13 protein-coding genes are annotated in these 24,996 nt (G+C 40.0%); all 13 read left to right on the top strand.

Annotated elements, in window-relative coordinates:
- The first annotated feature begins 67 nt into the window (after window positions 1-67).
- A complete protein-coding gene (locus tag ACR8BL_RS07960; protein WP_434752108.1) occupies window positions 68-4,609 on the top strand; it encodes an amino acid adenylation domain-containing protein in 4,542 nt (1,513 codons plus the stop codon).
- Window positions 4,610-4,629: 20 nt separating this feature from the next.
- The gene (locus ACR8BL_RS07955) at window positions 4,630-7,746 is read left to right on the top strand and encodes a cyclic peptide export ABC transporter (RefSeq protein ID WP_434752107.1); all 3,117 of its coding nucleotides are present in this window, start codon (window positions 4,630-4,632) and stop codon (window positions 7,744-7,746) included.
- 57 nt (window positions 7,747-7,803) lie between these two features.
- Window positions 7,804-8,526 carry a thioesterase II family protein gene (locus ACR8BL_RS07950; RefSeq protein ID WP_434752106.1) on the top strand — a complete coding sequence of 241 codons (723 nt, stop codon included), beginning with the start codon at window positions 7,804-7,806 and terminating at the stop codon, window positions 8,524-8,526.
- Window positions 8,519-9,550, top strand: coding sequence for an HAD-IIIC family phosphatase (locus tag ACR8BL_RS07945; RefSeq protein WP_434752105.1), 1,032 nt, complete (start codon window positions 8,519-8,521; stop codon window positions 9,548-9,550). Before ACR8BL_RS07950 ends, ACR8BL_RS07945 begins: the two co-directional genes overlap by 8 nt.
- Window positions 9,551-9,585: 35 nt before the next feature.
- Window positions 9,586-9,858 (top strand): phosphopantetheine-binding protein, encoded by a 273-nt coding sequence (locus tag ACR8BL_RS07940; protein ID WP_434752104.1) that lies wholly within the window; start codon window positions 9,586-9,588, stop codon window positions 9,856-9,858.
- 104 nt (window positions 9,859-9,962) lie between these two features.
- Window positions 9,963-10,814 carry a 3-hydroxyacyl-CoA dehydrogenase family protein gene (locus ACR8BL_RS07935; RefSeq protein WP_434752103.1) on the top strand — a complete coding sequence of 284 codons (852 nt, stop codon included), beginning with the start codon at window positions 9,963-9,965 and terminating at the stop codon, window positions 10,812-10,814.
- Between the two features lie 26 nt (window positions 10,815-10,840).
- Complete coding sequence (locus ACR8BL_RS07930; RefSeq protein WP_434752102.1) at window positions 10,841-11,095, top strand: acyl carrier protein; 255 nt, start codon at window positions 10,841-10,843, stop codon at window positions 11,093-11,095.
- Between the two features lies 1 nt (window position 11,096).
- Window positions 11,097-12,269 (top strand): acyl-CoA dehydrogenase family protein, encoded by a 1,173-nt coding sequence (locus tag ACR8BL_RS07925; RefSeq protein ID WP_434752101.1) that lies wholly within the window; start codon window positions 11,097-11,099, stop codon window positions 12,267-12,269.
- 17 nt (window positions 12,270-12,286) lie between these two features.
- Window positions 12,287-13,879 carry a non-ribosomal peptide synthetase gene (locus tag ACR8BL_RS07920; protein WP_434752100.1) on the top strand — a complete coding sequence of 531 codons (1,593 nt, stop codon included), beginning with the start codon at window positions 12,287-12,289 and terminating at the stop codon, window positions 13,877-13,879.
- A gap of 61 nt (window positions 13,880-13,940) precedes the next feature.
- Window positions 13,941-15,194, top strand: coding sequence for an ACP S-malonyltransferase (locus ACR8BL_RS07915; RefSeq protein WP_434752099.1), 1,254 nt, complete (start codon window positions 13,941-13,943; stop codon window positions 15,192-15,194).
- Between the two features lie 150 nt (window positions 15,195-15,344).
- Window positions 15,345-16,418, top strand: coding sequence for a phosphotransferase enzyme family protein (locus tag ACR8BL_RS07910; protein WP_434752098.1), 1,074 nt, complete (start codon window positions 15,345-15,347; stop codon window positions 16,416-16,418).
- 73 nt (window positions 16,419-16,491) lie between these two features.
- Window positions 16,492-17,565, top strand: coding sequence for a phosphotransferase enzyme family protein (locus tag ACR8BL_RS07905; RefSeq protein WP_434752097.1), 1,074 nt, complete (start codon window positions 16,492-16,494; stop codon window positions 17,563-17,565).
- A 42-nt stretch (window positions 17,566-17,607) separates the two neighbouring features.
- Window positions 17,608-24,993 (top strand): amino acid adenylation domain-containing protein, encoded by a 7,386-nt coding sequence (locus tag ACR8BL_RS07900; protein ID WP_434752096.1) that lies wholly within the window; start codon window positions 17,608-17,610, stop codon window positions 24,991-24,993.
- Window positions 24,994-24,996: the final 3 nt, after the last annotated feature.

The following is a 24,996-nucleotide window of genomic DNA, read 5'->3' as shown; positions in this document are numbered from 1 at the left end:
GGCGAAGCTATGTCCAAATTGCATGAGCAACTCACAATAGCCAAGGGAAAACGAGGGAGCTTTGTTGATGAATATTGTAGATTATACAGAGACTGTTTTTTATCCTTTAACACATCCCCAGAAGAGAATTTGGTATCAAGAAAAGATTTACCCACATACATCTCTATACAATATTGGTGGACCGATTAGAGTCAAAGGTGATGTCAAATTAGATGTACTTAAAAAGTGTATAAATCATTTTATAAAGAAGAATGATGCCCTAAGATTGAGAATAATTGAAGACGAACTCGATGTTAAGCAATATGTTAGTGAATACAATAAGGTTGATTTAGATTTCATTGATTTTTCCGAACATGTTAACCCTGAAGATGAATTCAATAAGTGGATAGATAAAGAAGCAAAAAAACCAATTGTACTAGAGAACAATTGGCTTTTTTATTTTGCATTATTTAAAATATCAGACAATGATATGGGGTATTTAGCGAAATTTCATCATATTATATGCGACGGTTGGTCCATTAATATAATGACGGATGAAATCTCCAGTAATTATATGAGATCGATTTCTGGAGAAGAGCTCGATGATCGTATTAAGTTCTCCTATTTAGAATATATTGACAATGAGAAGAAATATCTTTCATCAGACAGGTTTTTGAAAAACAAGAATTTTTGGATGGAAAAATATAAAAAATTTCCTGAATCATTATTAAATGATAAATCGGAGAGTATAGAAGGCCACCGAAAAACATTTGATCTTGATGTGGAGTTGGGTTTGAAGATCAAGAATTTCGCAGCCGATCGCAAATATTCTCTCAATACATTCTTCGTAACATTATATCTACTATACATACACAAAAAAACTCAGCATGAGGATATTATAATTGGGACTCCCGTGCTGAACAGGTCTGGCAAAAAGGAAAAGAGCATTGTTGGCATGTTCACAAGTACAATGCCATTCAGATTTAAAATAGACGAGGATATAAGTGTAGCGGATATGATGTTTAGAGTAAATGAGGAACTTCAAAGATGCTATTTTAATCAGAAGTATCCTTATAATCTTCTCATACAGGATTTGGAGATGAAAAAAAATGGGTATGATAATCTGTTCAATTTTTGTCTGAATTACTATAATACACAGCTTGCTTCAGAAATGAATGGTTCCCCAGTTGAGAATAAGGAGTTCTATAACGGAAATCAGATCTATGCATTACAAATGGTTGTTAAAGACTGGTCCAGTGAGGGAAGCTTAACATTAGACTTTGACTACAAAATAACAAATTACTCTGCTAACGATATTGAGTGCATGTTTAATCATCTCCTCACTCTAATTAATCAAATCGTAGAGCGTCCATTTGATTGCATAAGAGATTTAAGTTTATTGTCTTACAGTGAGAGAACAAAGCTATTGTTTGAATTTAATGATACGAATACAGATTATCCAAAAGATAAATTGATTTATGAACTTTTTGAAGAGCAGGTACTAAAGACACCTCATAAGATAGCTGTTAGCTATAATAACTCTGAACTAACCTACAAAGGGCTAAATGAGAAAGCCAACCAGCTGGCTAGATTTATTGTTGAAAAGGGAGTAGAAGAAGAAACCATCGTTGGATTATTGATTTCGCATTCTTTTGAAAGCGTAATCAGTATGTTGGCCATAATAAAAGCCGGTGGGGCATATCTCCCCATTGATCCAAGCTATCCTTCTGACAGGGTAAACTATATGCTTGAAGATTCGAATTGCAAAATGTTGCTAACCAACATTGAACTAAGTGAAATGATTAGGTTCAGCGGCGAGATCATCGATGTTAGCAATGTTGAATTGTATGTAGGAGATACAAGGAATCTAGATGTAATCAACAAACCTGGAGACTTGGTTTATGTAATGTATACATCGGGTTCTACTGGGAAGCCGAAAGGAACAATGATTGAACATCAAGGGCTCGTCAATTATACCTGGTGGGCCAAAAAGATGTATGTAAAAAGTGACGATGAAGTATTCCCGCTATATTCGTCCCTGTCCTTTGATTTAACAGTAACATCAGTATTTACTCCACTAATAAGTGGCAGTCGTATTATTGTATATGACGATCATCGTGATGATGAGGAATATGTGCTTTATCGAATTATGAAAGATAATAAGGCTACTATCATTAAGTTGACTCCATCCCATCTGTCTTTACTAAGAGATATGAATAATAAAGGATCATCAGTCCGGAGATTTATTGTAGGTGGGGAAGACTTGAAAGTAAGCCTTGCAAGTGAAATATATGCAAGTTTTGAGGGAGAAATAGAACTATATAATGAATATGGTCCTACTGAAACAGTTGTCGGGTGTATGATTCACAAGTTTGATTGTGAGAACGATACACGAGTTTCGGTGCCAATAGGGGTGCCAGCCGATAACGTACAAATATACATTCTAGATAAAAACCTTCAGGTCATCCCCTCCAAGATGGTTGGAGAATTGTATATATCCGGTGATGGAGTTGCCCGGGGATACATGAACAGACCAGAACTGACTCAGGAAAAGTTTGTTTTAAATGATTCAGTATTTAACGGGAAGAGGCTGTATAAGACAGGAGACTTAGCCAGGTTTCTAGAGAATGGGATCATTGAGTATGTTGGAAGGGAAGATCAACAGACCAAGATTCGTGGGTATCGCATAGAATTGGGTGAAGTAGAGGGATATCTATTAAGACACGAATCTGTGAAAGATGCAATTGTTGTAGATTTAGAGGATAGCGGTGCAAGAAAATATCTGAGTGCTTACTTTGTTCGTAAATTTGAGGCACTAGAGGTTAAGGACAATGAGCTGAAAGACTTTCTCCTAAGTTTTTTACCTAGTTATATGATTCCAGTACATTTTGTTGAGCTCGATCACATTCCTTTGAATAGGAATGGCAAAGTAAACAGAGCACTGTTGCCAAAACCAGACGATTTGAATTTTGCTCATGCAGATTTCATTGAATATAGTAATGAGAAGGAGAGAATTTTAGTAAATGCAATCTGCACTGTATTAAACATGGAAAGCGTTAGCCTTAATCATAATTTTTATCATCTTGGTGGAGACTCGATTAAAGCAATTCAAATGGCCTCCAAACTAAAAGAGCAAGGCTTCAAAATTAAAGTAAAAGATATACTGTCCAATCCTATAATCTTGGATATGGCTTCATACATCGAACAGAGCAACGGAGTGACTATTTCCCAAGAGCCATGCGAAGGGGCAATTAAGCAAACGCCTATACTATCGTGGTTCTTTGCGCAACGCTTCAAGAACCCGAATTATTACAACCAAAGCATCTTCTTGGAAGTACAACAAACAGTAGAGGTCGAAGCACTTGAGATTGTCTTTAATGAATTAATCAGACACCATGATTCATTAAGGATTAGCTGTAGCTTACAAACAGGCGGGTTGTATTATAATAACCAGCATTTGGATAGACATTATACCATTTCAGTACATGACTTAACTGAATGTTCAAATATCGAGCGAGCTAATAGAATGACTGATTTGGCTAATAACTTAAAGTCTAGTTTTAACATTGAAGAAGATATTTTAATTAAAGCATGTATTCTGGAGCTCGGACCAAACGAGAAGAGATTGTTGATAACCGCTCACCATGTAGTGGTTGACGGAGTATCTTGGAGAATCATTATTGAAGATCTTAATACGATGCTTATGCAGCTTAATCGGGGAGAAGTAATTAAACTTCCTCTAAAGACACATTCCTACCAAGAATGGGCAAATGTGCTAGAAAGCCATTGTGAGAATGAAAATATAGAAAACGAAAAGAACTATTGGGAACAAATTCTAGCCAAGGACTTCAGATTCCCCACAGACAATGAATCAGAAGAAGATACGGTTAGCACAAGGATTACACTGACTGAGGAAATAGGAGAAAACGATACAGGGCGTTTGCTTACAAAAGCCGGTAATTCTTATCAGACTGAAGCAAAGGATTTATTAATTGCATCGCTCTTAAGGATAATTAAAAAGTATTCTGAAAGCAACGAAATTGTAATCGAGCTTGAAGGCCATGGCAGGAACGAAATGTTCGAGAACATAGACATCTCAAGAACAGTTGGGTGGTTCACTTGTCTGTACCCATTCTATATCAAGCTGGAAGAGGATGACTTACCCTCTCAGATTAAGGCGATTAAAGAGAGAATTAGGGATATCCCTAACAAGGGAATCGGCTATGGAATACTTGCGAATGGATCAACGGGTTTTAGTAGTAACAGCAATAAAAATAACAATACGAGAAAATATATTAGATTCAATTTCTTGGGTGAATTCACATTTAGAAGAAATGATTTTTTGAATATATTAGATGAGCAGATGGAGGGTGATTACGATCAACGCAACCAACTAACATCTGTGATGGAGATCGATGCGTTCATAATGAATGGAAGGCTGAAAGTGAATTTGTCGTACAGCACGAGTGTGTTATCTAGTGGAAGAATGGAGAAATTTTTAAATGATTACATGACCGATTTAATAGCATTGATTAACCATTGCTGTGAGAAGGAATCAGTCGAGTTTACACCATCTGATTTTGATGCTGCAGATATATCTCAGCATGAATTGGATAGCCTCTTTAACTAATAAAAAAGGCGAGGTATATAATGAGGAAAATTTGTCTTACCCTTCTGTTAACAATCATATTTCTTGGCGTGTTGCCCGTCACTGCGTTAGCAGATACGAACGATAGAGCTGCCCAAAGCTCTGGAAATTCTCTCTTGACAGAGAAGAAAATTGAACAAATTGAGTCGTGGATCAAGGAGAACATGAAAGATGGAAAAATTCCAGGTGCCTCGGTTGTAATAGTCGAGGGAAATAAAACGCTTTATAGTAAAGGATTTGGATACTCAAACTTAAAAGAAAAGAGAGCAGTTAATTCAAAGACATTGTTTGAGCTTGGGTCGGTAAGCAAAGCGTTTACTGCCCTAGGGATACGCAAACTCGAAAAAGATGGTCTAATTCATCTGGATGATCCAGTGAACATGTATATCCCTTGGTTCCAAATGAAATATGTAGGCAATCATAGAGGAGAAACGATTGACGGATATGTAGATATTACATTAAGGCAGTTATTGCACCATACAAGCGGTATTCCATTTAACTCCATTGGAGATATTCCAATTGACGAAAGCGATGATGCCCTAGAAAAGACTGTCAGAACACAGGTAGGCAAAAAGCTTGAATTTTATCCTGGAGAGAAATATCTATATGCAACTATAAATTATGACATCCTTGGTCTTGTTATAAAAAATGTATCGCAGATGCCTTATGAAGACTATATGAAGAAACATGTCATAGAAGCACTAGGGATTAATAATACCTATTTATCAAGAGACGAGGCAGCTAAGTATGATTTAGCGGATGGCTATAAAGTAAAATTTCTAAAGCAGTTCGAATACGCTGCGCCCACATACAGAGGCAATACTCCCGCAGGATATATTATTACGAATGCGGAAGATTTGGCAAAATGGATTAAAATTCAGCTTGGTACGGAAGTACCGATAACATTTGACAAGGACTTAATAGAAATCTCTCATTTGCCTGATCGTACTGTAGATCCAAGTAACGATGGCTCATCGTATGCGAGCGGGTGGTCAGTTTATCAAAGCGGTGGAGGAAAAATAGCCCACGACGGGAGCAATCCTAACTACTCATCTGAAGTAACGTTTAGGCCACAATTTCAATACGGGATCGGCATTCTCACGAACTCTAACTCCGAATACACGAATGCGATAGCTAACGGGATCGATAACATTATTCTGGGGGTGCCGCCGAAGGGTATTAATGCCGACACAAACCTTTCAATTGATAACGCTTCTTTTACTATTGTTATCATAACTTTTCCAATCATCATAATTACGATGATATTGCTTTTGCTGTTAATAGTTCAAGTTATTCAGAGAAAACGTGTATATATTGGCGATTCTAAGAAAGCAGTTTCTAGTTTTGTAATACTTTCAATTTTTATTATAGGTATCGGATATTGTATGTATAGAATACCTGATATTCTATACTGGGGACTCCCATGGAGTTTTATTGAAGTTTGGGCTCCACAGAGCTTAATTATTGGGGTCATTTCGATATTCTCTACAATCGTGGTTTTTTGTATATACTATTTTTGTACGGTGATTTTTCCCAAAAAAAAAGAAAAATCGATTTTTATCATCTCGGTTCTGAGCGTAATTAGTGGCTTTGGAAACGCAATTATTATTTTTATCGTTAATGAAGCATTAAATAGGACGCAAAGCTTTCAAACAGGATTATTATTATTCTTTTTTATGGGAATTGTGTTTTATGTGTTCGGTCAGCGGATTGTTCGAATTAGACTTTTAAAGCTGACCAATGAACTAGTGTATACGAAGCGAATACAGCTAATCAATAAGATACTTAAATCCTCTTATGAGAAAATCGAGAAATTAGAAAATGGGAAAATACATGCCGGATTAAATAATGATACGGAGACGATAAGCCATTTTGCCAATATCGTTATTACTGCGGCAACAAGCCTAGTCACGCTTATTTGTTGTTTTGTCTACTTAGGAATTATTAATTTTTACGGCATGCTAATTTCACTTGGAGTAATCATTGTTGCGACAGGATTTTATTTTTTGGTAGGCACCCGTGCGAACAAACTATGGGAAGAGACAAGGAACATTCAAAATGTATTTTTCAGCTTTATTAGCAGCTTACTAGGCGGCTTTAAAGAATTAAAAATGAATACCAAACGACAAAGCGAATTTCGAGAGGAGATGCAAGCAAGCTGCGAGCAATATAGAGACAAGCGCATTAAGGGCGAATTAGGATTTGCGAATGGTTTTGTTGTCGGAGAACTGCTCTTTACTTTTGTAATCGGTGTTGTCGCCTTCGTATTCCCGATTGTTTTCAACGATATCGAGACGGGTACTTTACGGAATTATATATTTGTCTTTCTTTATATGACGGGGCCGGTTCATGGCGTTCTCGAATCAATTCCAGAGATCATTCGCACCAAAATAAGCTATCAACGATTAATTTCACTTATTGAAGAAATCGATTCCACAGAAAAGTCTAAAATGGAGGAGACTCTTATTGAAGGGGGAAATCTTAGTGAATTAACCAAATTAGAATTACATAATGTAGAGTATCTTTACAAGAATGGCGAAGGTGAGGAGTTTCAAGTAGGTCCTGTCAGTTGTACGTTCCAGCCAGGGGAAATTACATTTATAACTGGAGGCAACGGGAGCGGAAAGTCAACACTTGCTAAACTTATTACAGGGCTTTATCAGCCTGATAAAGGTGAAATAACAGTAAACAACCATAAAGTGACAAGTGAAGTATTGAGTCAGAGTTTCTCGACAGTCATGAGTGATTATTTCCTGTTTGAGAAATTATATGGAATTGATTATACGGTTAAGGCAGAGCGGATTACAGAGCTGCTTAAAAAACTACGATTTGAAGATAAGCTTAGTATTAAGAACGGAGTATTCAGTACCACTAAGCTATCAAGCGGACAAAGGAAAAGACTGGCGCTTATGGTCAGTTATCTGGAAGATAGAAATATATATATCTTTGACGAGTGGGCAGCGGATCAGGATCCCGAGTTTAGAAGCTATTTTTATGAACATTTGCTTCCGGAATTAAGACAAAAAGGAAAGTGCATCATTGCAATCACACATGACGATCGGTATTATTCTATAGCGGATAAGGTTATTAAGATGGAAATGGGCAGGATGGTAGAGTGAATCAGTGTTTAATGGCTATTCATATGAAATCAAATAAAGATTTGAGAGGCGTATCCAATGGGGAATATTAAATTGATATGCATACCGTATGCAGGCGGCAGTAAGCATGCTTATAGAAATTGGAGCAAATATTTAAATGATTCTGTTGAACTTAATGCCGTGGAGCTTGCGGGGCGGGGAAGAAGATTTCTGGAACCAGGATATGAAGATATGAATGCTGCGGTAGATGATGTTTATCATATCGTTAAACCGCTGATCCAAAACTCGGACTATGCCATTTTTGGACATAGTATGGGGAGTATCATCGCGTATGAGTTGATTCATAGATTGAAGGGGGAAGGTTTGCATGATCCCGAACATGCATTTTTTTCGGGACGATATCCTCCTTTTATAAAAAAGGACGATCCTAGCTTTCATGATGCACCATTAGAGGCATTTATAGAGGAGCTATTAGAAATGGGAGGGACGCCAAAGGTACTGCTGGAAAACGAAGAATTTATTGATACTTTTGTTCCGATTATAAGATCCGATTATAGGATAGTAGAAACATATTGCTCACCACAAAGAGACTCAAAATATGAGTTTGACATCTCCATATTAAACGGCAACCAGGATAAGGGGATTGAACCAAACGATTTGGAAATGTGGAAAAGTTGTACTTCTGGTAAATGCAGAATTCACGAGTTTGATGGAGGACATTTCTTCATTAATGAGCAGATCGAGGATGTAACTAAAATTATAAATGATGTATTAACACCCGAGGTGATTTCTTGTGAGTAATGAAATAAAGTGTATTATCTGGGATTTGGACCATACGATATGGGATGGAGTGCTGCTCGAGGACGAGGAAGTTACATTGAAGCCTGGTATTGTAGGTATTATTAAACAACTAGATAATCGAGGAATCCTGCATTCGATCGCAAGCAAAAATAACTTCAATCATGCTATGCGAAAATTAGAAGAATTTGGGCTTTCTGAATTTTTCTTATATCCTGAGATCAATTGGAATCCCAAGTCCGAATCCATATCAAAGATACAAAAAAGCTTAAACATCGGAATTGACTCTTTATTATTTATTGATGATCAGGCATTTGAAAGAGATGAAGTGAAATTTGCGTATCCGGATATTACCTGTATGGATGTATTGGAATATGACTCCTTGCTCAATAACAGCCGTTTAAAGCATAAATATGTGACTGAAGATGCTCAAAGACGGCGTCTTATGTACGTCCAAGACCAGCAGAGAAGGGAGGAAGAGGAAAAATTCATTGGTACGCCCGAGGCATTTCTTGCTTCTCTAAATATGACATTAATCATCTCTCAAGCACAAGAGGAAGACTTAACCAGAGCGATTGAATTGACTGAAAGGACTAACCAGCTGAATACGACCGGTTATACGTACAGCTACGACGAACTCAACTGGTTCAGAACCTCGGATCAACATATCTTGTTCGTGTGCGAGCTTGTCGATTACTATGGTTCATATGGAAAGATCGGTTTAGCTTTAGTAGAAATTAAGGAATCCTGCTATCATCTTAACCTGCTTCTCATGTCTTGCAGGGTAATGTCAAGAGGTGTAGGAACAATCTTATTATCCTATATTATGCAGATGGCAAAGTCGAATAATAAAATCCTGCTTGCCGATTTTAAAAAGACGGATAAAAACAAAATGATGTACGTCACTTATAAGTTTGCGAATTTTAAAGAAGTTTCTACAGGCGCGGATGGGATTACGGTGCTTAGCAATGATTTGTCGAGTATTCAAAAATTTCCGCCATATGTAAAGGTCGAGACTAAATCGTAGTTTGGGCTTAACTTTAACAAGAAAGGATGTCGTTCATGGATATTAAAAAAAGAATTAGAACGTTTATTGAGGATAATTTAATCAGGTATGATGAGGAGATAAGCTTTACAGATGATGACGACATCTTCACGATGGGTTTCGTAAATTCACTTTTTGCAATGAAATTATTAAATTATATCGAAATTGAGTTTAGTATCACTGTTGAGGGCGACGAGATGGAGATGTCCAATTTTTCGTCTATAAATAACATATTTGGCTTCTTGAAAAAGAAGCTGGATCTGCCAATCAGCATTAACTCAGAAGCGTAAGGGATTTTTGAATCATCAATGGATTGTGAAAAATTAACGAGAAGAGTTCGGACAATCGTCCGGGCTCTTTTCCGATTCCTAAATATTACAGAAGGTGAGATAACATGGAATATAAGAAGATCGGTATTGTCGGTGCAGGGACTATGGGGAGAGGCATAGCTGCTGACTTACTCTTTCATGGCATGAGCTGTATACTAGTTGACATTTCTAATGATGTGCTTGAGAGGGCAAAAGCAGAAATCATCCGAATTATCCGCTTTGCACCTCTTGCGAACGCTTCACTTCCTAAATTGAATGCAGAGGATGCAATCAGTAGGATTAAATTTACAACCAATATTGAGGAGATCAGTGATGCGGAGTTCATCATAGAGAATATACCGGAGAAATGGGACATGAAGGAAACCGTCTATCGGGAATTGTCCAAAGTGTGCAAATCAGAGGTCAATTTTGCCGTTAATACCTCGTGTATCTCCGTCACAAAGGTGGCGAGTGTAACCGACCGTCCGGACAAAGTGATAGGTATACATTTTATGAATCCTTCCTATCTGAAAAATTGTGTAGAAGTAATCCGAGGGTATCACACATCAGAAGAGTGTATAGACAACGTAAAGGCATTACTTGGACAATTGAATAAGGATGTTGTTCTTGTGAATGACTATCCGGGATTTGTTACTAATCGAATTTCCCACTTGTTTATGAATGAGGCTGCTTTTGTAGTGCAAGACGGAGTGGCAAAACCCGCTGAGGTAGATGAGATTTTCAAAAAATGTTATGGGCATAAAATGGGGCCTTTGGAAACTGCAGATTTGATTGGACTGGATACAGTCGCCAACTCGCTGGATATTTTGTACGAGAGCTATCAAGACCCCAAGTTTCGCTGCTGCCCTTTGTTGAGGAAGATGGTTGATGCTAACTTGCTTGGAAGAAAAACGGGCAAAGGCTTTTATCAATATTAATCAAAGAATAATTAGGAGGTTAAGTTATGATGGAATATCATGCAGTTGCTGAGAAAGTGAATCAATATGTCCTGAGTAATGTAAACATAGATCGTATTGATTACGACCTGGATATTTTTGAAGAGGGATTGATTAGTTCTCTATTTGCCATAGAATTGATGACATTTCTTGAGAGGAATTTTGATATAAAAATTACTACGGATGATTTAGATATGAATAATTACAAATCTATTCATCGAATTGCTGATTTCGTATGCAATAAGAAAGCAGGTGCGAATTGATATGATGGATTTGCTTTCTACGGAGCACAGAGAAAAACATTTGGAGTTTGCCAAATTTGTCGAATCGAATATACAGCCATTTGCAAGCCAATGGGAAGTAGACGAGGCTATTCCAAGGGAAATTATCGATAAATGCAGAGAAGCAGGTTATTTAGGTGGAATCCTGCCAAAAGAGCTGGGTGGATTAGGTTGGGACCACTTGACATTTGGTTTGTTTATTGAAGCTGTTGCCAAAGAAAGTACCTCATTAAGCGGTCTATTCAATGTCCATACTATGGTGATGAAGTCGATCCAAAAATGGGGGACTGAAGCGCAGGTTCAAAAATGGCTTCCATCTATGACCTGCGGCAAAAGAATAGGAGCTCTTGCATTAACAGAGCCTGAAGCAGGCAGTGATATTAAGGGAATTGGGACTACATTTACAGAGGACGATGACAAGATCATTATAAACGGAACTAAAAGGTGGATAACCTTTGGTGGGCTAGCTGATGTATTCATTGTTTTTGGCAAATTAAACGGAGAAAAAGAAAAAGCTACCGCAGTATTGGTGGAAAGGAATACACCTGGATTAAATGTGAGTCCAATTCATAATATGATTGGCTTTAAAGCCGGTGAATTAGCCACTCTGGAATTCAATAATTGCATTGTAAGTAAGGAAAATATATTAGGAAAACCGGGATTTGCATTCTCGCATATAGCTCCATATGCTCTGGATTACGGACGTGTAAGTGTTGCTTTCACGGCTTTAGGAATCCTGCGGGGGTGTCTTGAATACTGCAGCAGACACGTTCTTAAAAGGAAAGCCTTTGGAGAGAAGTTGATTGTCCAAAGTACAATTAAGGAAATGATGACCCAGATGGGTGTGGATTATGAAGCCGCAAGTTATCTATGTGTACACTCATGTTATGCAAAGGAGGTTCATCTTCCTAACTCCGCAGAGAAGGTGATTATGGCTAAATACTTTGCTACGAAGGCAGCGCGCAAGCATTCGGACAATGCTGTCCAGATTCATGGCGCCATGGGCTGTAATGAGACTCACCCTGTGGCTAGATACTACAGGGACAGTAAAACGTTGGAAATTATTGAGGGAAGTAATCAGATCATCGAGATGATACTAGGAAACAGCATTGTGAGGAAACACAGCAGTTCAGGCAGAAAATACGCTAATGTTTAATTTTATAGTTTTTTGGAGTGTATGAGACGATGAACCATTGTGAAACAAGCGAGATTGAATTGATGTACAGGATGCTCAATGATTCAAGAGCGCCATATCCAGAAGATAAGACGGTTATTCAGCTATTTGAGACACAGGTTGAAAAAACTCCCGATGCCGTAGCAGTTGTTTTTGGTGAAGAGTGTCTTACATTCAGAGAGTTGAACAGAAAGGCAGGGCAAGTAGCATATGCCCTTCGCCAAAGCGGAATTCAGAAAAACGAAATAATCGGCATAATAACAGAGCGATCGTTGGAAATGATCGTAGCTATTTATGGTGTTTTGAAGTACGGAGCAGTCTATATGCCCATTTCGCCAGACTATCCAGACAAGAGGATAGAGTACATCGTTTCGGACAGTAATCCAAGCGGCTTAATAGGGCAGAACAAGACGATGTACAAAACAAGCAGATTTCATAAAACTTATATAAATATGGATGACGAATCCCTGTATGCTCTTCCGGAATACAGCAATGTAACTAACGTTAAGCCTGATGATTTAATGTATGTCATTTATACTTCAGGTTCGACGGGTAATCCTAAAGGAGTAATGGTTGAACAGCGTTCGGTTGTCAACAGATTGAACTGGATGCAAAACAAGTACCCTGTTGCCCCTGGTGACACCATTTTACAAAAAACTCCGTTTGTATTTGACGTATCGGTATGGGAACTGTTTTGGTGGGCAATAACGGGTGCTACTGTAAGTATGCTGAAGCCAGGATTTGAGAAATTTCCACAGGGAATAATTGAAGAGGCAGAGCGAAGCAAAATAACCATAATGCATTTTGTGCCTTCCATGCTGGATTCTTTCCTGAATTATATAAGCAACGAAGATTATAGTAAAAAGCTAATGTCACTGAGGCACATTTTCTGCAGCGGGGAGTCGCTTACGCCCGCTCATGTTAAGAAATTCAATACACAATGGGGACAAAAGACCGGAACAAGATTAACAAATCTGTATGGACCTACCGAAGCGACGGTGGATGTTACCTACTACGAATGTCCTACTAACGGAGATATCGTTAAGGTGCCTATCGGAAAGCCAATACAGAATACAGCATTATACATTTTGGGAGAATCGGGTCTTTGTCCTCCAGGGGAAAAAGGTGAGCTCTGTATTGCTGGTGTCGGACTTGCTAAGGGGTATCTTAATCAACCTGAGCTGACGGAAGACAAGTTTGTTAACAGTCCGGTGTGTAGAGGAGAAAGGATCTACAGAACAGGGGACTATGCATGTCTTCTGCCTGATGGGAATATAGAATACTTGGGCAGAATGGACAATCAGGTGAAAATTAGGGGAATTCGGATAGAACTTGGAGAAATAGAATCAAAGATCTGTGAGCATGAGTCGGTTAGTCAATGTATGGTGATTTTAGTGGATGCAGATCGTATTAATCCAGTATTGAAAGCGTATATACGAACCACAGATCCAAATTTGACGATTCAAAAATTGAAAGAGTTTTCGAAGGTAGTGCTTCCCGATTATATGTTACCTAATGAATACGTAATTATGGAAAGCTTCCCGATCACGATGAATGGGAAGGTTGACCGCAATGCACTCGCATTATTGTAAACGATTTCCTTGAGATGCTTTTAGCTATAAAGCAGAAAATAATATGGAATAGAGGAGCAATATGCACAGGATCGAACCTCAAATTGCTCTGGTTTTCCCGGGCGTTGGTTCTCAACATACGAATATGGCCAAGAGTTTTTACGATAACTCGCCGATAGCTAGAGAAACCTTCGAAGAAGCCAGTGATCGATTAAATATGAATATGGCAGAAATATGTTTCCGTGAGGAGTCTGCCGATAGATTGAATGAAATAGACGTTTCCCAGCTAGCATTGGTGACTGCGAGCATCGCAATATACAGGGTGTACCTGAAGGAAATCGGATTAAAGCCGTCAATCTGTTTGGGGCATAGCTTGGGTGAATACTCTGCATTGTGTGCAAGTGGCGTAATTGAATTCTCAGATGCTCTACAAATTGTGAAGCAAAGAGGAAGGATTATCAAAGAAACCATCCCCTCTTGCGATGGAACGATGATTTGGGTCATAAATATTGATAATAAAGCTGTAGAGGAAGCATGCAAAGCGTATTCAGAGAATGGAGGTGAACTGTATGTTTCAGCATATGATTCTCCCACTCAATGCTCAGTTTCGGGTAAGAACGATGCCATCAAAAATTTGACGAAACTATTGGAAAACAAAGGTGCTATTGTATATCCCTTGAAGATGTCGGGCCCCTTTCATTCTCCTCTCATGTTAAGAGCGAGAAATGAGATGAAAGCTGTCTTACAGGAGTACCGTTATCACCCTTCTAAATACGAGGTGCTTTCCAATTACAGTACACTACCTTATACGGGAGATCAGTCGGTTATAGATAATTTATCCAATCAGCTTATATACCCTGTCAGATGGCAGGAGTCTATTGCTTATCTTGTTAATCATAATATCAAATATGTGATTGAGATGGGCCCGAAGGATGTATTAAAGTTTTTAATTCGAAAAAACACTAAGCTGCTGACCCCTCATTCCTTTAATAAATTCAGTCAGTGTGATGAACTGAAAGATATGCTGTTCCTAAAGAATGATGAATATGTAAAGGTCATAGAAAGATGCTTGAAGGTGGCAACGACTACAAGAAATTATAACTCCAACTTTGAGGAGTACCATATTGGTGCAGTTCGGCCTTATAAAGAAATTGAGGGGATTTATGACAGTATCCTAAAGGAGAATGATACTCCTTCGGAAAATCAAGTCATTCAAGCGATAAATATGGCTATTTCTGTGATGGAAACGAAGAAAATACCCAGACCATTATTTGAGAAAAGGTTGAATCAAATTACTGAAGGAAAGTTGTTACAGCGATATCCTCTAGAGTCATAGAAATTCATAACTATCACTTTGGCATCCTTCCTTTGATTAAAATTGTACTTAACTGCAAGGATGAAGGGATCGTTATTGGGGAGAACGGTTGGTTATAACATTATGATTTATTTTATGCTCAAGTGACCTTGAAAGTGAGGCGGGGAGATTATGAACTACAGCGAAGCTGCAACTATTAGTAGTGAGTTTTTACTTCAAATCGTATCTGAGTTGTATGGGCTTGAAGGATATGAAATTAACCCAGTAGCGCCACATGAAGGAGGGCGTAATGTCATTTATACTTGTGAAAAAGAAGGTGCTGAAGCTAAGATAATTCGAATCGCCTTCTTAAATGACAGAAACCGGGAAGACTTTATAGCCGAAGTTGAATTTGTCAGGTATTTATACGAACATGGTGGAAGTGTAGCGGATGTAATCAGCTCCCGGAAGGGAAGGTTGCTGGAAGAGATCACTCATAATAATCGGACTTTTTACATCAACCTATTTAAAAAAGCCAAGGGAAAAATGCTTGTAGAAAATAATTATCGATACCGGGAAGGAGTACCCCTCACCGAATATTATTATAATTGCGGAAAAGTTCTGGGGAAGCTGCATCAGATCTCAAAAGGGTATGTGCCTGTCCATCGACGGTATAGTTTTTTTGATAAATACAATGCCGGCTTTATCGACAAACTGATACCCGATTCGTTATCTTTGCTGAAAGAGAAACTGTTTAAGCTGTTAAAAACCTTAGAAGGACTAGAAAGAAACCACGAGTCTTTCGGGCTAGTTCATTTCGATTACAGCGATGGAAACTATTCGATCGATTTTGAGACTGGACAAATTACCGTATATGACTTCGACAACTCCTGTTATTGCTGGTATATGTTTGACCTAGCAGGGCTCTGGACACATGGAGTGGGTTGGATACAATTTGAACCTGATGCGGGTAAACGAAAAAAATTCATGGATGAATATTTCGAAACAGTTCTAGCGGGGTACAGATCCGAGACCATGATCGATGATTCGATGCTGGATCACTTGCCCTTATACATCCAAGTGACCCTTATGGAAAACATTGTGGACGCTTTCGAGGTAATGCGGAACAACGGCGATAAGCCAATATGTGATGAGGCACTATCCTATCGAATAAAGTGCATGGAAGACGATATCCCTTTTATGGGATTCTTAGATGACATATACTCGTCAGAAGAACCCTTCGAGTATGAGGAACGATTGATATAACGCATTGCAGGCAGGAATCCAGCTATTCTTTAGCCTACATTTTTATTAAATCAAATAGGAAGAAGGAGATATTATGAAATATAGCGAGGTAGTTTCGATCAGTAATACTTATTTGCTTCCACAAGTAACAGAATTGTATGAGTTGGAGGGCTATGAGATTACGCTAGTAGATACGCATGAAGGGGGCCGCAATGTCATTTATAACTGTGAGAAAGGGGGGGCTGTTGCTAAAATATTCAGAGTCGCTTATCTCAAAGAAAGAACTAAGGAAGAGTTGCTGGCCGAGGTTGAATATGTTCAATATTTATTTGAGCATGGAGGCAGTGTCTCAAATGCTGTCCGTTCCAAGAACGGAGAATTGTTGGAAGCGATAACTCATAAACATCACACTTTCATGGTATGTGTATTTGAAAAGGCCAAGGGGAAAAAGCTGGCGGATAATCATTATCAGTATCGGGAAGGAGTACCCATTACCGAATACTATTATAACTGTGGTAAAGCTATTGGAAAAATACACCAATTATCAAAGGAATATACCCCGGTTCATCGGAGGAATAGTTTTTTTGATAAATACAATTTCAAATATATCGACCATCTGATACCTGATTCTTTATCAATGCTGAAACAGAAGCTGAAGGAGCTCTTTAATACCTTAGAAGGACTAGATCGGGGCCGCGATTCGTTCGGTATGATTCATTTTGATTACAATGATGGAAATTATGTAATTGATTTTGATACCGGGCAAATAACCGTATATGATTTTGATAATTCATGTTTCGGCTGGTATATGTATGACCTAGCAGATCTTTGGAGAAGCGGAATGGGCTGGATACAATTTGAACCAGACGCCGGGAAACGCAAAATATTTATGGAGGATTTCTTCAATACGGCTCTTGAAGGATATAAATCCGAGACTATGATTAGTGATTCAATGTTGGAAAAGTTACCTTTATTCATTCAAGTAACCTTAATGGAACAAATTGTAGATGAATTTGAAAATATGAGGGACAATGGCGAGGAACTGGAGTGCGATGAGGAGCTTTCTTATTGCATAAAATGCCTGGAGGATGACATTCCGTACATTGGTTTTTACCATGATATTTACTCATGTGAAGAACCGTTTGAGTATGAGGAACGAGAAATATAGTCAACTAGTATAAATTACTATTTTGATAAGAGGTAGGTATAAATGAGAAACCTAAATAAGAATAATGTGGACAATATATTGCGGCTCACTCCCGTTCAGGAGGGGCTGCTTTTTCATTATTTGATGGAGCCTGCCTCTCAACTGTACCATGCACAATTGGTTCTTGAGCTGGAAGGCAGTCTCGATCCGGTCACTTTCAACAGAGTTTGGAATAAGCTTGTTGAAAAGCATGAAATGCTGAGAACACTTTTCCGATGGGAGGGTTTGAACAATCCGATCCAAGTCAATCTGAAGAATCATCTGCTCCCCATCCGGTTTTTCGATCTATCTACGGTATCGCCGTCCTATCGAGAGCAGGAGTATGCCGAGATACTGGACCGCGATAGAAACGAAATCTTTTCATTGGACGAGGTCCCGTTCCGGGTAACTCTGTGTACGGTTGATGAGCATAGACATTATATGCTCATCACACATCACCATATTTTGTATGATGGATGGAGTACATATATCCTTTTAAAGGATTTTTTCAGACTATACGGTTCGACGCCTGAAAGCTTTAAAAGTCCAATGAGCAGGGGCACTTACCGAGATTACGTGAAGGTACTGGCCAAAATGGATAAGAAAAAAGAAGAAGCCTATTGGTCCAATTACTTAAAGAGGGGGGACAGCGAATTAAGCTGGTTCATCACCCCTCGTGACAAGAAAACATCTATTTATTTGGAAGAAAAGTTTATCGTGGATAGTAAGCTGCAAAAACAGATTGAAGGTTTTTTAAGAGAAAGGAATGTTCTCGTTTCATCCTTCTTTTATTTTGTGTATGGAGCTATGCTGAAGGCATACCAGAACGTCAGGGAAGTTACCATCGGTTATACGCTTTCTTCAAGGGGGATCGAAGGAAACTCCTTCGAGGATACGATTGGCTTATTTATTAATACGTTGCCATTAAGGATAGATCTGTCAAACAATAAAAAAATACTTGATGTCATTGAAGAGATTACACAGACTCTCGGTGAACAGCGGGAAGTATGCACCACCCCTTTAGTCGATATTAAGAAATACAGCAATACGAGCGGGGAATTATTCAATTCTATTATTGTCATTGAGAATTATCCTGCTGATATGAAAAAGTTGAGCAACAACGAATTGCAGTTGAAGTCCTTTGCATCCTCAGAGCAATCCAATTATCCCTTAACGATAGGGCTTGAATTGTTTGATGCGATGGAAATCTCCCTTTCCTATGACCAGACCGCAGTCGATCCTGTTATTATTCAAAGAATGGGTAGAGACTTCCTACATATGCTGGAGGAGGTTGCAGCAAACCTTAATGGAACTTGCGATGAACTGAGTCTGATTAGCTCCCCGGAGAAGAGAATAATCCTTGAAGAGTTCAATAAATTGGAGCTTTCTTCAGACGCATCCATCCCTTTGTTCAAGCAGTTCGAAAAGGCAGCGCATACTCATCCCTCAAAAATAGCGATTCGTACTGCCGATGGGCAAATCGATTATATGACCCTGAATGCGATGAGTGATTCGATTGCACGGTCATTAAGCGCCAAAGGAATTGTGCCTGGGAGCACCGTACTCATATTCCTGCCCAATTCCATCAAGGCTGTTGCCGCAATGTTAGGAGTTCAAAAAGCAGGACTTGGTTATGTTCCTATCGACATATTCTCGCCGGAAGAGAGAGTACGGTACATACTGAACGACTGCCGAGCTTCCTGTGTCATAACAGGAGGACCGGAAACGAAAAAGATAAAGCAGGTTTACGATGGAACAATCATTGATTTAACCGATATTGGTCATTCCATTGACTTGGATCATAATAAACCTGTTGAAGTCGATATCAATATGGATGACACTTGTTATATTATTTACACCTCCGGAACCTCAGGAAATCCGAAAGGTGTTATGGTGAGCCATAAGAATGTAGCGTCCTATGTCCAATCTTTTTCTAGGGAGTTTGCTGTTCATACACAAGATGTTGTTCTTCAGCAGGCTTCTTTGGCCTTCGATGCAAGTGTCGAGGAAATATTTCCTGCCCTGGTTAATGGTGGAGAAATTTCCATACTAGGTCATGATAAAATCTTTGATATCCATGAAGTTCACCAGTTTATCCGGGATCGTAAAGTATCGATTGTTTCTTGCTCACCGCTGCTGCTGAATGAATTAAACAAGCTGGAATTATTGAAGGATGTCAGATTGTTTATTAGCGGCGGCGATGTGCTCAAGACAGAATATATAGATCGTTTGAAGCAAAACTGTACGGTATACAATAGTTATGGTCCGACGGAAGCCACCGTATGCGCCGCTTATTATAATTGCGCAGAGATGGACGCTGCGAGTATTAGAATTCCGATTGGGAAGCCGATAGACAATGCCCAAATCTATATTGTGGATACCGAAGCAAGGCTTGCACCGATAGGGGTTCCCGGTGAGTTATGTATTGCCGGGCTTGGAGTGGCCAAAGGTTATGTGAACCTACCGAGGCCTACAGCTGAGAAGTTTACGACAGCGGTTATACCCGGTCAAACTCTCTATAAAACTGGTGACCGTGCGAGATGGCTTCCAGGCGGTAATATTGATTTCATGGGTCGAATGGACAATCAGGTCAGTATCCGGGGATATCGGATTGAGCTTGAAGAGGTAGAAGCGACCCTTCGTCGTATTAGGGGCGTGGTGGACGCCATCGCCATTGTTAACGAGTATGATGACAGCAGAAAGCGAATTCTTGCCTTCTATAAAGCCGCCGGTAGCTTGAGCCCTGTACATGTGAGGGAGGAGTTGATTCGCTATTTACCGGACTTTATGGTCCCAGCGGAAATTAAGCAAATCGAAAAGATCCCCTTTACCTTAAATGGCAAGGTCGATTATAAAAAGTTAATGAGTTTGGACGCAATGCAGCCGGAAGAGACACTTGACAAATTCGTTAACGATCGTTTAGAGAAAGAACTTCAGCTTATATGGAAAGAGATCCTAGGGCAGGAGAGCATCGGGTTAGAGGATAATTTCTTTGATGTGGGCGGTAATTCAATCATCCTTATCCAACTGAATAATCGGATCAATCGTACTTTTGGTAAAAATATTAAAATCGGAGATTTATTTCAGTACACGACAATACGACGACAGGCACAACTGATTTCAGGAGACGCCGGAAGCGCTACCACAGGTGAACGATTGCAGTTTAAAGCAGGGGCTTCACCAGACATTGCTGTGATAGGGATGGCTGGTCGTCTTCCCGCAGGTTCTAATATTTATGAGATATGGGATAGCTTGGCCACCGGAGTTAATTCAATCTCTGTTCTTTCCCAGGAGGAGCTTGATAAAGCAAATGTGAATCGAAAGCTGCAAGCACATCCGAACTATGTTAAATCTCAGGGAGTTATGGAGGGGATCGATCTGTTCGATCCTGATTTCTTTGGATATAAACCCAATGAAGCTATGGTCATGGACCCCCAGATAAGAATCTTTCATGAGGTTGCCTGGGAAGCGCTCGAAGATGCAGGCTATGATCCCGGGAAATATCATAAACCTATTGGGATATTTGCCGGAGCTTCTCCAAACTTGTATTGGGAGAAGAGCACCATGTACTCTGAAATGGCCGAAAAGCTCGGTTTATTTACTTCTGAACTCTACAGCAATAAGGATTATATGAGCCAGTTGGTTGCCTATAAGCTTGGTTTAACAGGTCCAGCTGTATCCATATATACCGCATGCTCTACGTCTCTTGTTGCAGTCCATACGGCAGCGCAATCGATATTGCGCGGTGAGTGTTCCATGGCATTAGCCGGAAGTGTCACTACCGTCCCTCTGCCCGATAAGAGCGGCTATCTATATGAAGATGGAATGATACTATCGGAAGACGGACTGTGTAAATCCTTTGATAATAACGCCGATGGTTTCATTCCCGGTAAAGGCTCGGCCGTTGTCGTCCTCAAGCGGTTAGAGGATGCTCTTGCTGATCATGATCATATTTATGCGGTAATTAAAGGTACTGCCATCAATAATGACGGTGCCAGAAAAGTTGGGTACAATGCTCCCAGTGTGGAAGGCATAGCAGAGGTTATCAGGGAGGCGCTAAGGGTAAGCGAAGTACCGGGGACTTCGATCAGCTATATGGAAACCCATGGAGCAGCTACCAAACTGGGCGATTTAATTGAAATTGAAGCGGCCAGTCAGGCCTTTAATACAGAAGAGAAGGGTTTCTGCGCTGTAGGCTCAATCAAAACGAATATTGGCCATCTGGATTGCACTTCCGGCATTGCGGGTCTTGTAAAAACCGTTCTTATGTTAAAGAACAAAACCATTGCACCGTCATTGCATTTCAATGTACCTAATCTAGAGATCGATTTAATTGACGGGCCATTCTATGTAGCGAGTGAAATCGAGGAATTTCCAGATACAGGTCACCCTCTAAGGGCTTCTGTTAACTCTATCGGGCAAGGCGGGACAAATGCTCATGTCATTCTGGAAGAAGCACCGCCTTATGAGCCGAATCCGTCACAGCGGTCCCGCCACCTTATTCTGGTCTCCGCCATGACGGAACAATCGTTGCAAGAACTGTCAGAGAAATATATTCAATTTTTTAAGGCAAACGATGGGCTTTTTCTGGGCGACATCGCTTATACGTTGCAAGTTGGAAGAAAACATTTCAATTATCGCAAATATGTATGCTGTTCTAATCTGTCTGAGGGAACGGAATTGCTGCAAAAGACGCAGCAGGTTTCTTATGTTGATGGAAGTCATGGAGATCGTACGATTTATTTCGTGTTTGGTGACGATTGCGATAGCGTATTCCAGCAAAATATAGATTATTATTGCAGCGAGCCTTTGCTGAAAAAGGAACTGGAACAAAATATCCTTATCGGGGATAGAGCTTCCATGCCTGGACTCAGCGAATATTTTACAGCCCTAATCACCCATGCAGGCGTAACCGCTAATGAACAATATAATGAAATCATTAATTCCATCTTCCTCTATTCTTATGCACGAATGCTAATCTCTCTTGGGGTTAAACCTGCCGGGGTAGTAGGCTGCGGAAATAACGAGTTAATCGCTTTATGTCTGGCCGGGGTATTGAGCTTCGAAAATGTCCTAGAGATGATGAAGGATGAAGGTAGAGGGCTGAAAGACTCGGGAGCCTGGGGGAATCCAGTTATCCCGTATTGGTCTCACACAATCCGAGACTGGTACACTCGGGAAATCGGCGAGACATATGCATCCTTCCAGTTGCAGGCGAGAGGGGAGGCTACGATCGAAGCATTTGTCGAGTGGGCAGACCAGAATAAGAAGGGCTGGACGGGAATTTTGAATTTTTCCCGAGTTTCCTTAGCGCATGAGGAAGTGACATGCATAAACTCTCTTGAAACGGAAAAGGATCCATTGAACAATATTCCCGGTTTTTTATGGTCGGTTGGATATGCGATTGACTGGGAGTACTTTGGCTCACTTGAACATGCCTCAAGGGTTTCTTTACCTACCTATAGTTTCAAGAAAGAGTCTTATTGGCTGGAGAACAAAACGCCTGAGGCGGTCTATGCTCCTGTAGAAAACGATGATAGCCGGAAACCTTTACCCGACTGGTTCTATGTACCAGCCTGGAGGCAGAGCTTAATACTGGAATCTCCGCAAGAGAAGATGGGTTCCAGTGTACTGATTCTATGTGACGAAAGTGAATTCTCTCAAGGGCTAATTGATTATATGAATATATCGGGGTATGAGGTTATTGCTGCATTTCCGGGGAATTCCTTTGCCCTTGTGAAGGGAAATTCGTATCAGCTTAATCTCGGAAGTCGTTCGCAATATAAGGAATTGCTGACAGATATAAGTCGCAAGGGTTACGTAATTCAGTATATCGTAAACGGTTTGGGGCTTTCATCCATTAAAACCTGCGGGCAACCGGTAGCAGAGGATATCATAGAGAACTATTTTCTGAATGTTGTGTACCTTGCTGATGCGGTTCAGGAATGCAATCTTAACAATCATATAAAGCTGATTAGTCTAACCGCCAGTCTTCACCGTATTTCAGGCGGAGAAGTAAGAGTACCTGAGAAATCGTTAATGATCGGCGCCTCGATGGTTGCCGCCCAAGAAATTAGTAATCTATCTTTTCAATGTCTGGAGCTGGATGAGAAGGATCTCACTAACGGTGCATCCTATCCCTATATCGAACAGGAACTCCGGCATTATTCCGAGAATCCAATGACGGCTTATAGAAACAACATCCGCTGGGAACTGGATTATCGTCCGATCAAACTTGAAGAATCCGTTAAGCGGAATGGGGCGATTAAAGAAGGCGGCGTTTATCTTGTGGTAGGCGGTCTTGGAGGAGTCGGGTTCCATCTTTGCCAGTATCTCCTGAAGAACTATAAAGCAAAGCTTATCATCACTGGAAGAACGGCTATCCATTCTGATTCAGGCAGCAGCTCATGGGATGCGGGTATTGCTCACAGAGCAGCGAGATTGAATAAGCTCCAGTCGCTCGGAAGCGAATGTACGTACGTTGCCGCTGGAGTTCATAATCGCGAAGAAATGGAAAAAGTCTTTGAAATGATTGATGAAACCTACAGCTCTCTGAACGGTGTCATATTCGCACCTGCTTCCAGTGACTCATCTCTATTCCGTTCCCTGCATGAGCTTACGAAGGATGATGTGAAGATGCAGTTTCATTCGAAAGTAGAGGGCGTGCAGGTGCTCGCAGAGCTTATAGAAACCCGTAATCCGGATTTCTGCTTATTGATGTCTTCAATTTCCTCGGTGGTCGGTGGCCTGGGTTTTGCAGCTTACAGCTCGGCCAATATTTACTTGGATTATTTTGCTGGATCCAAAAGTAATTCGAGGACGCGATGGATCAGTGTCAACTGGGAAGGCTGGGATATCGAGAATAAAGAAACTCGGTTTGATTATAACAACGCATCCGTCACCAATTATTTTATGAGTGTAGAAGAGGGGATCGAAGCGATGGAGCGGGTACTGGCGTTGCGAAATATTCCCCAGGTTGCCGTTTCATCTGTGCCATTATCAGGAAGGCTAAGCAAATGGGTTTATAAGAAGCATTTTAGTGGAAATGAGTCTGCCTCCGCGAAAGCATTGGCCCTGCATAATATGTCTCTAAGAGAAATTGAGGATTCCTTGGGGGCAATCGTCAAGGACTATTTCGGATTTGACGACATTAAGGAAAATGCTACTTTCTTTGATATGGGCGCTTCTTCGCTTGACGTTATTCAGTTATGTCTGAATATCCGAAAGCAATTTAATATTAGCCTTACGATCGTCGAGCTCTTCAGGTATTCTTCGGTGGTTTCTCTTGCTGAGCATTTGCTTAAACGGAATGAGCCGAAGGCGACTGCCGATGGTAAAAAAGCAATCGACGAGGAAATGAATAAAATTAAGGATCGAAAACAAAGACGTCTGCAAAAAAGCAAAAGGTAGGTG

This window comes from Paenibacillus amylolyticus, from assembly GCF_051136285.1.
Lineage (GTDB): Bacteria > Bacillota > Bacilli > Paenibacillales > Paenibacillaceae > Paenibacillus > Paenibacillus amylolyticus_F.
This window is presented reverse-complemented; position numbering and strand designations above follow the sequence as displayed.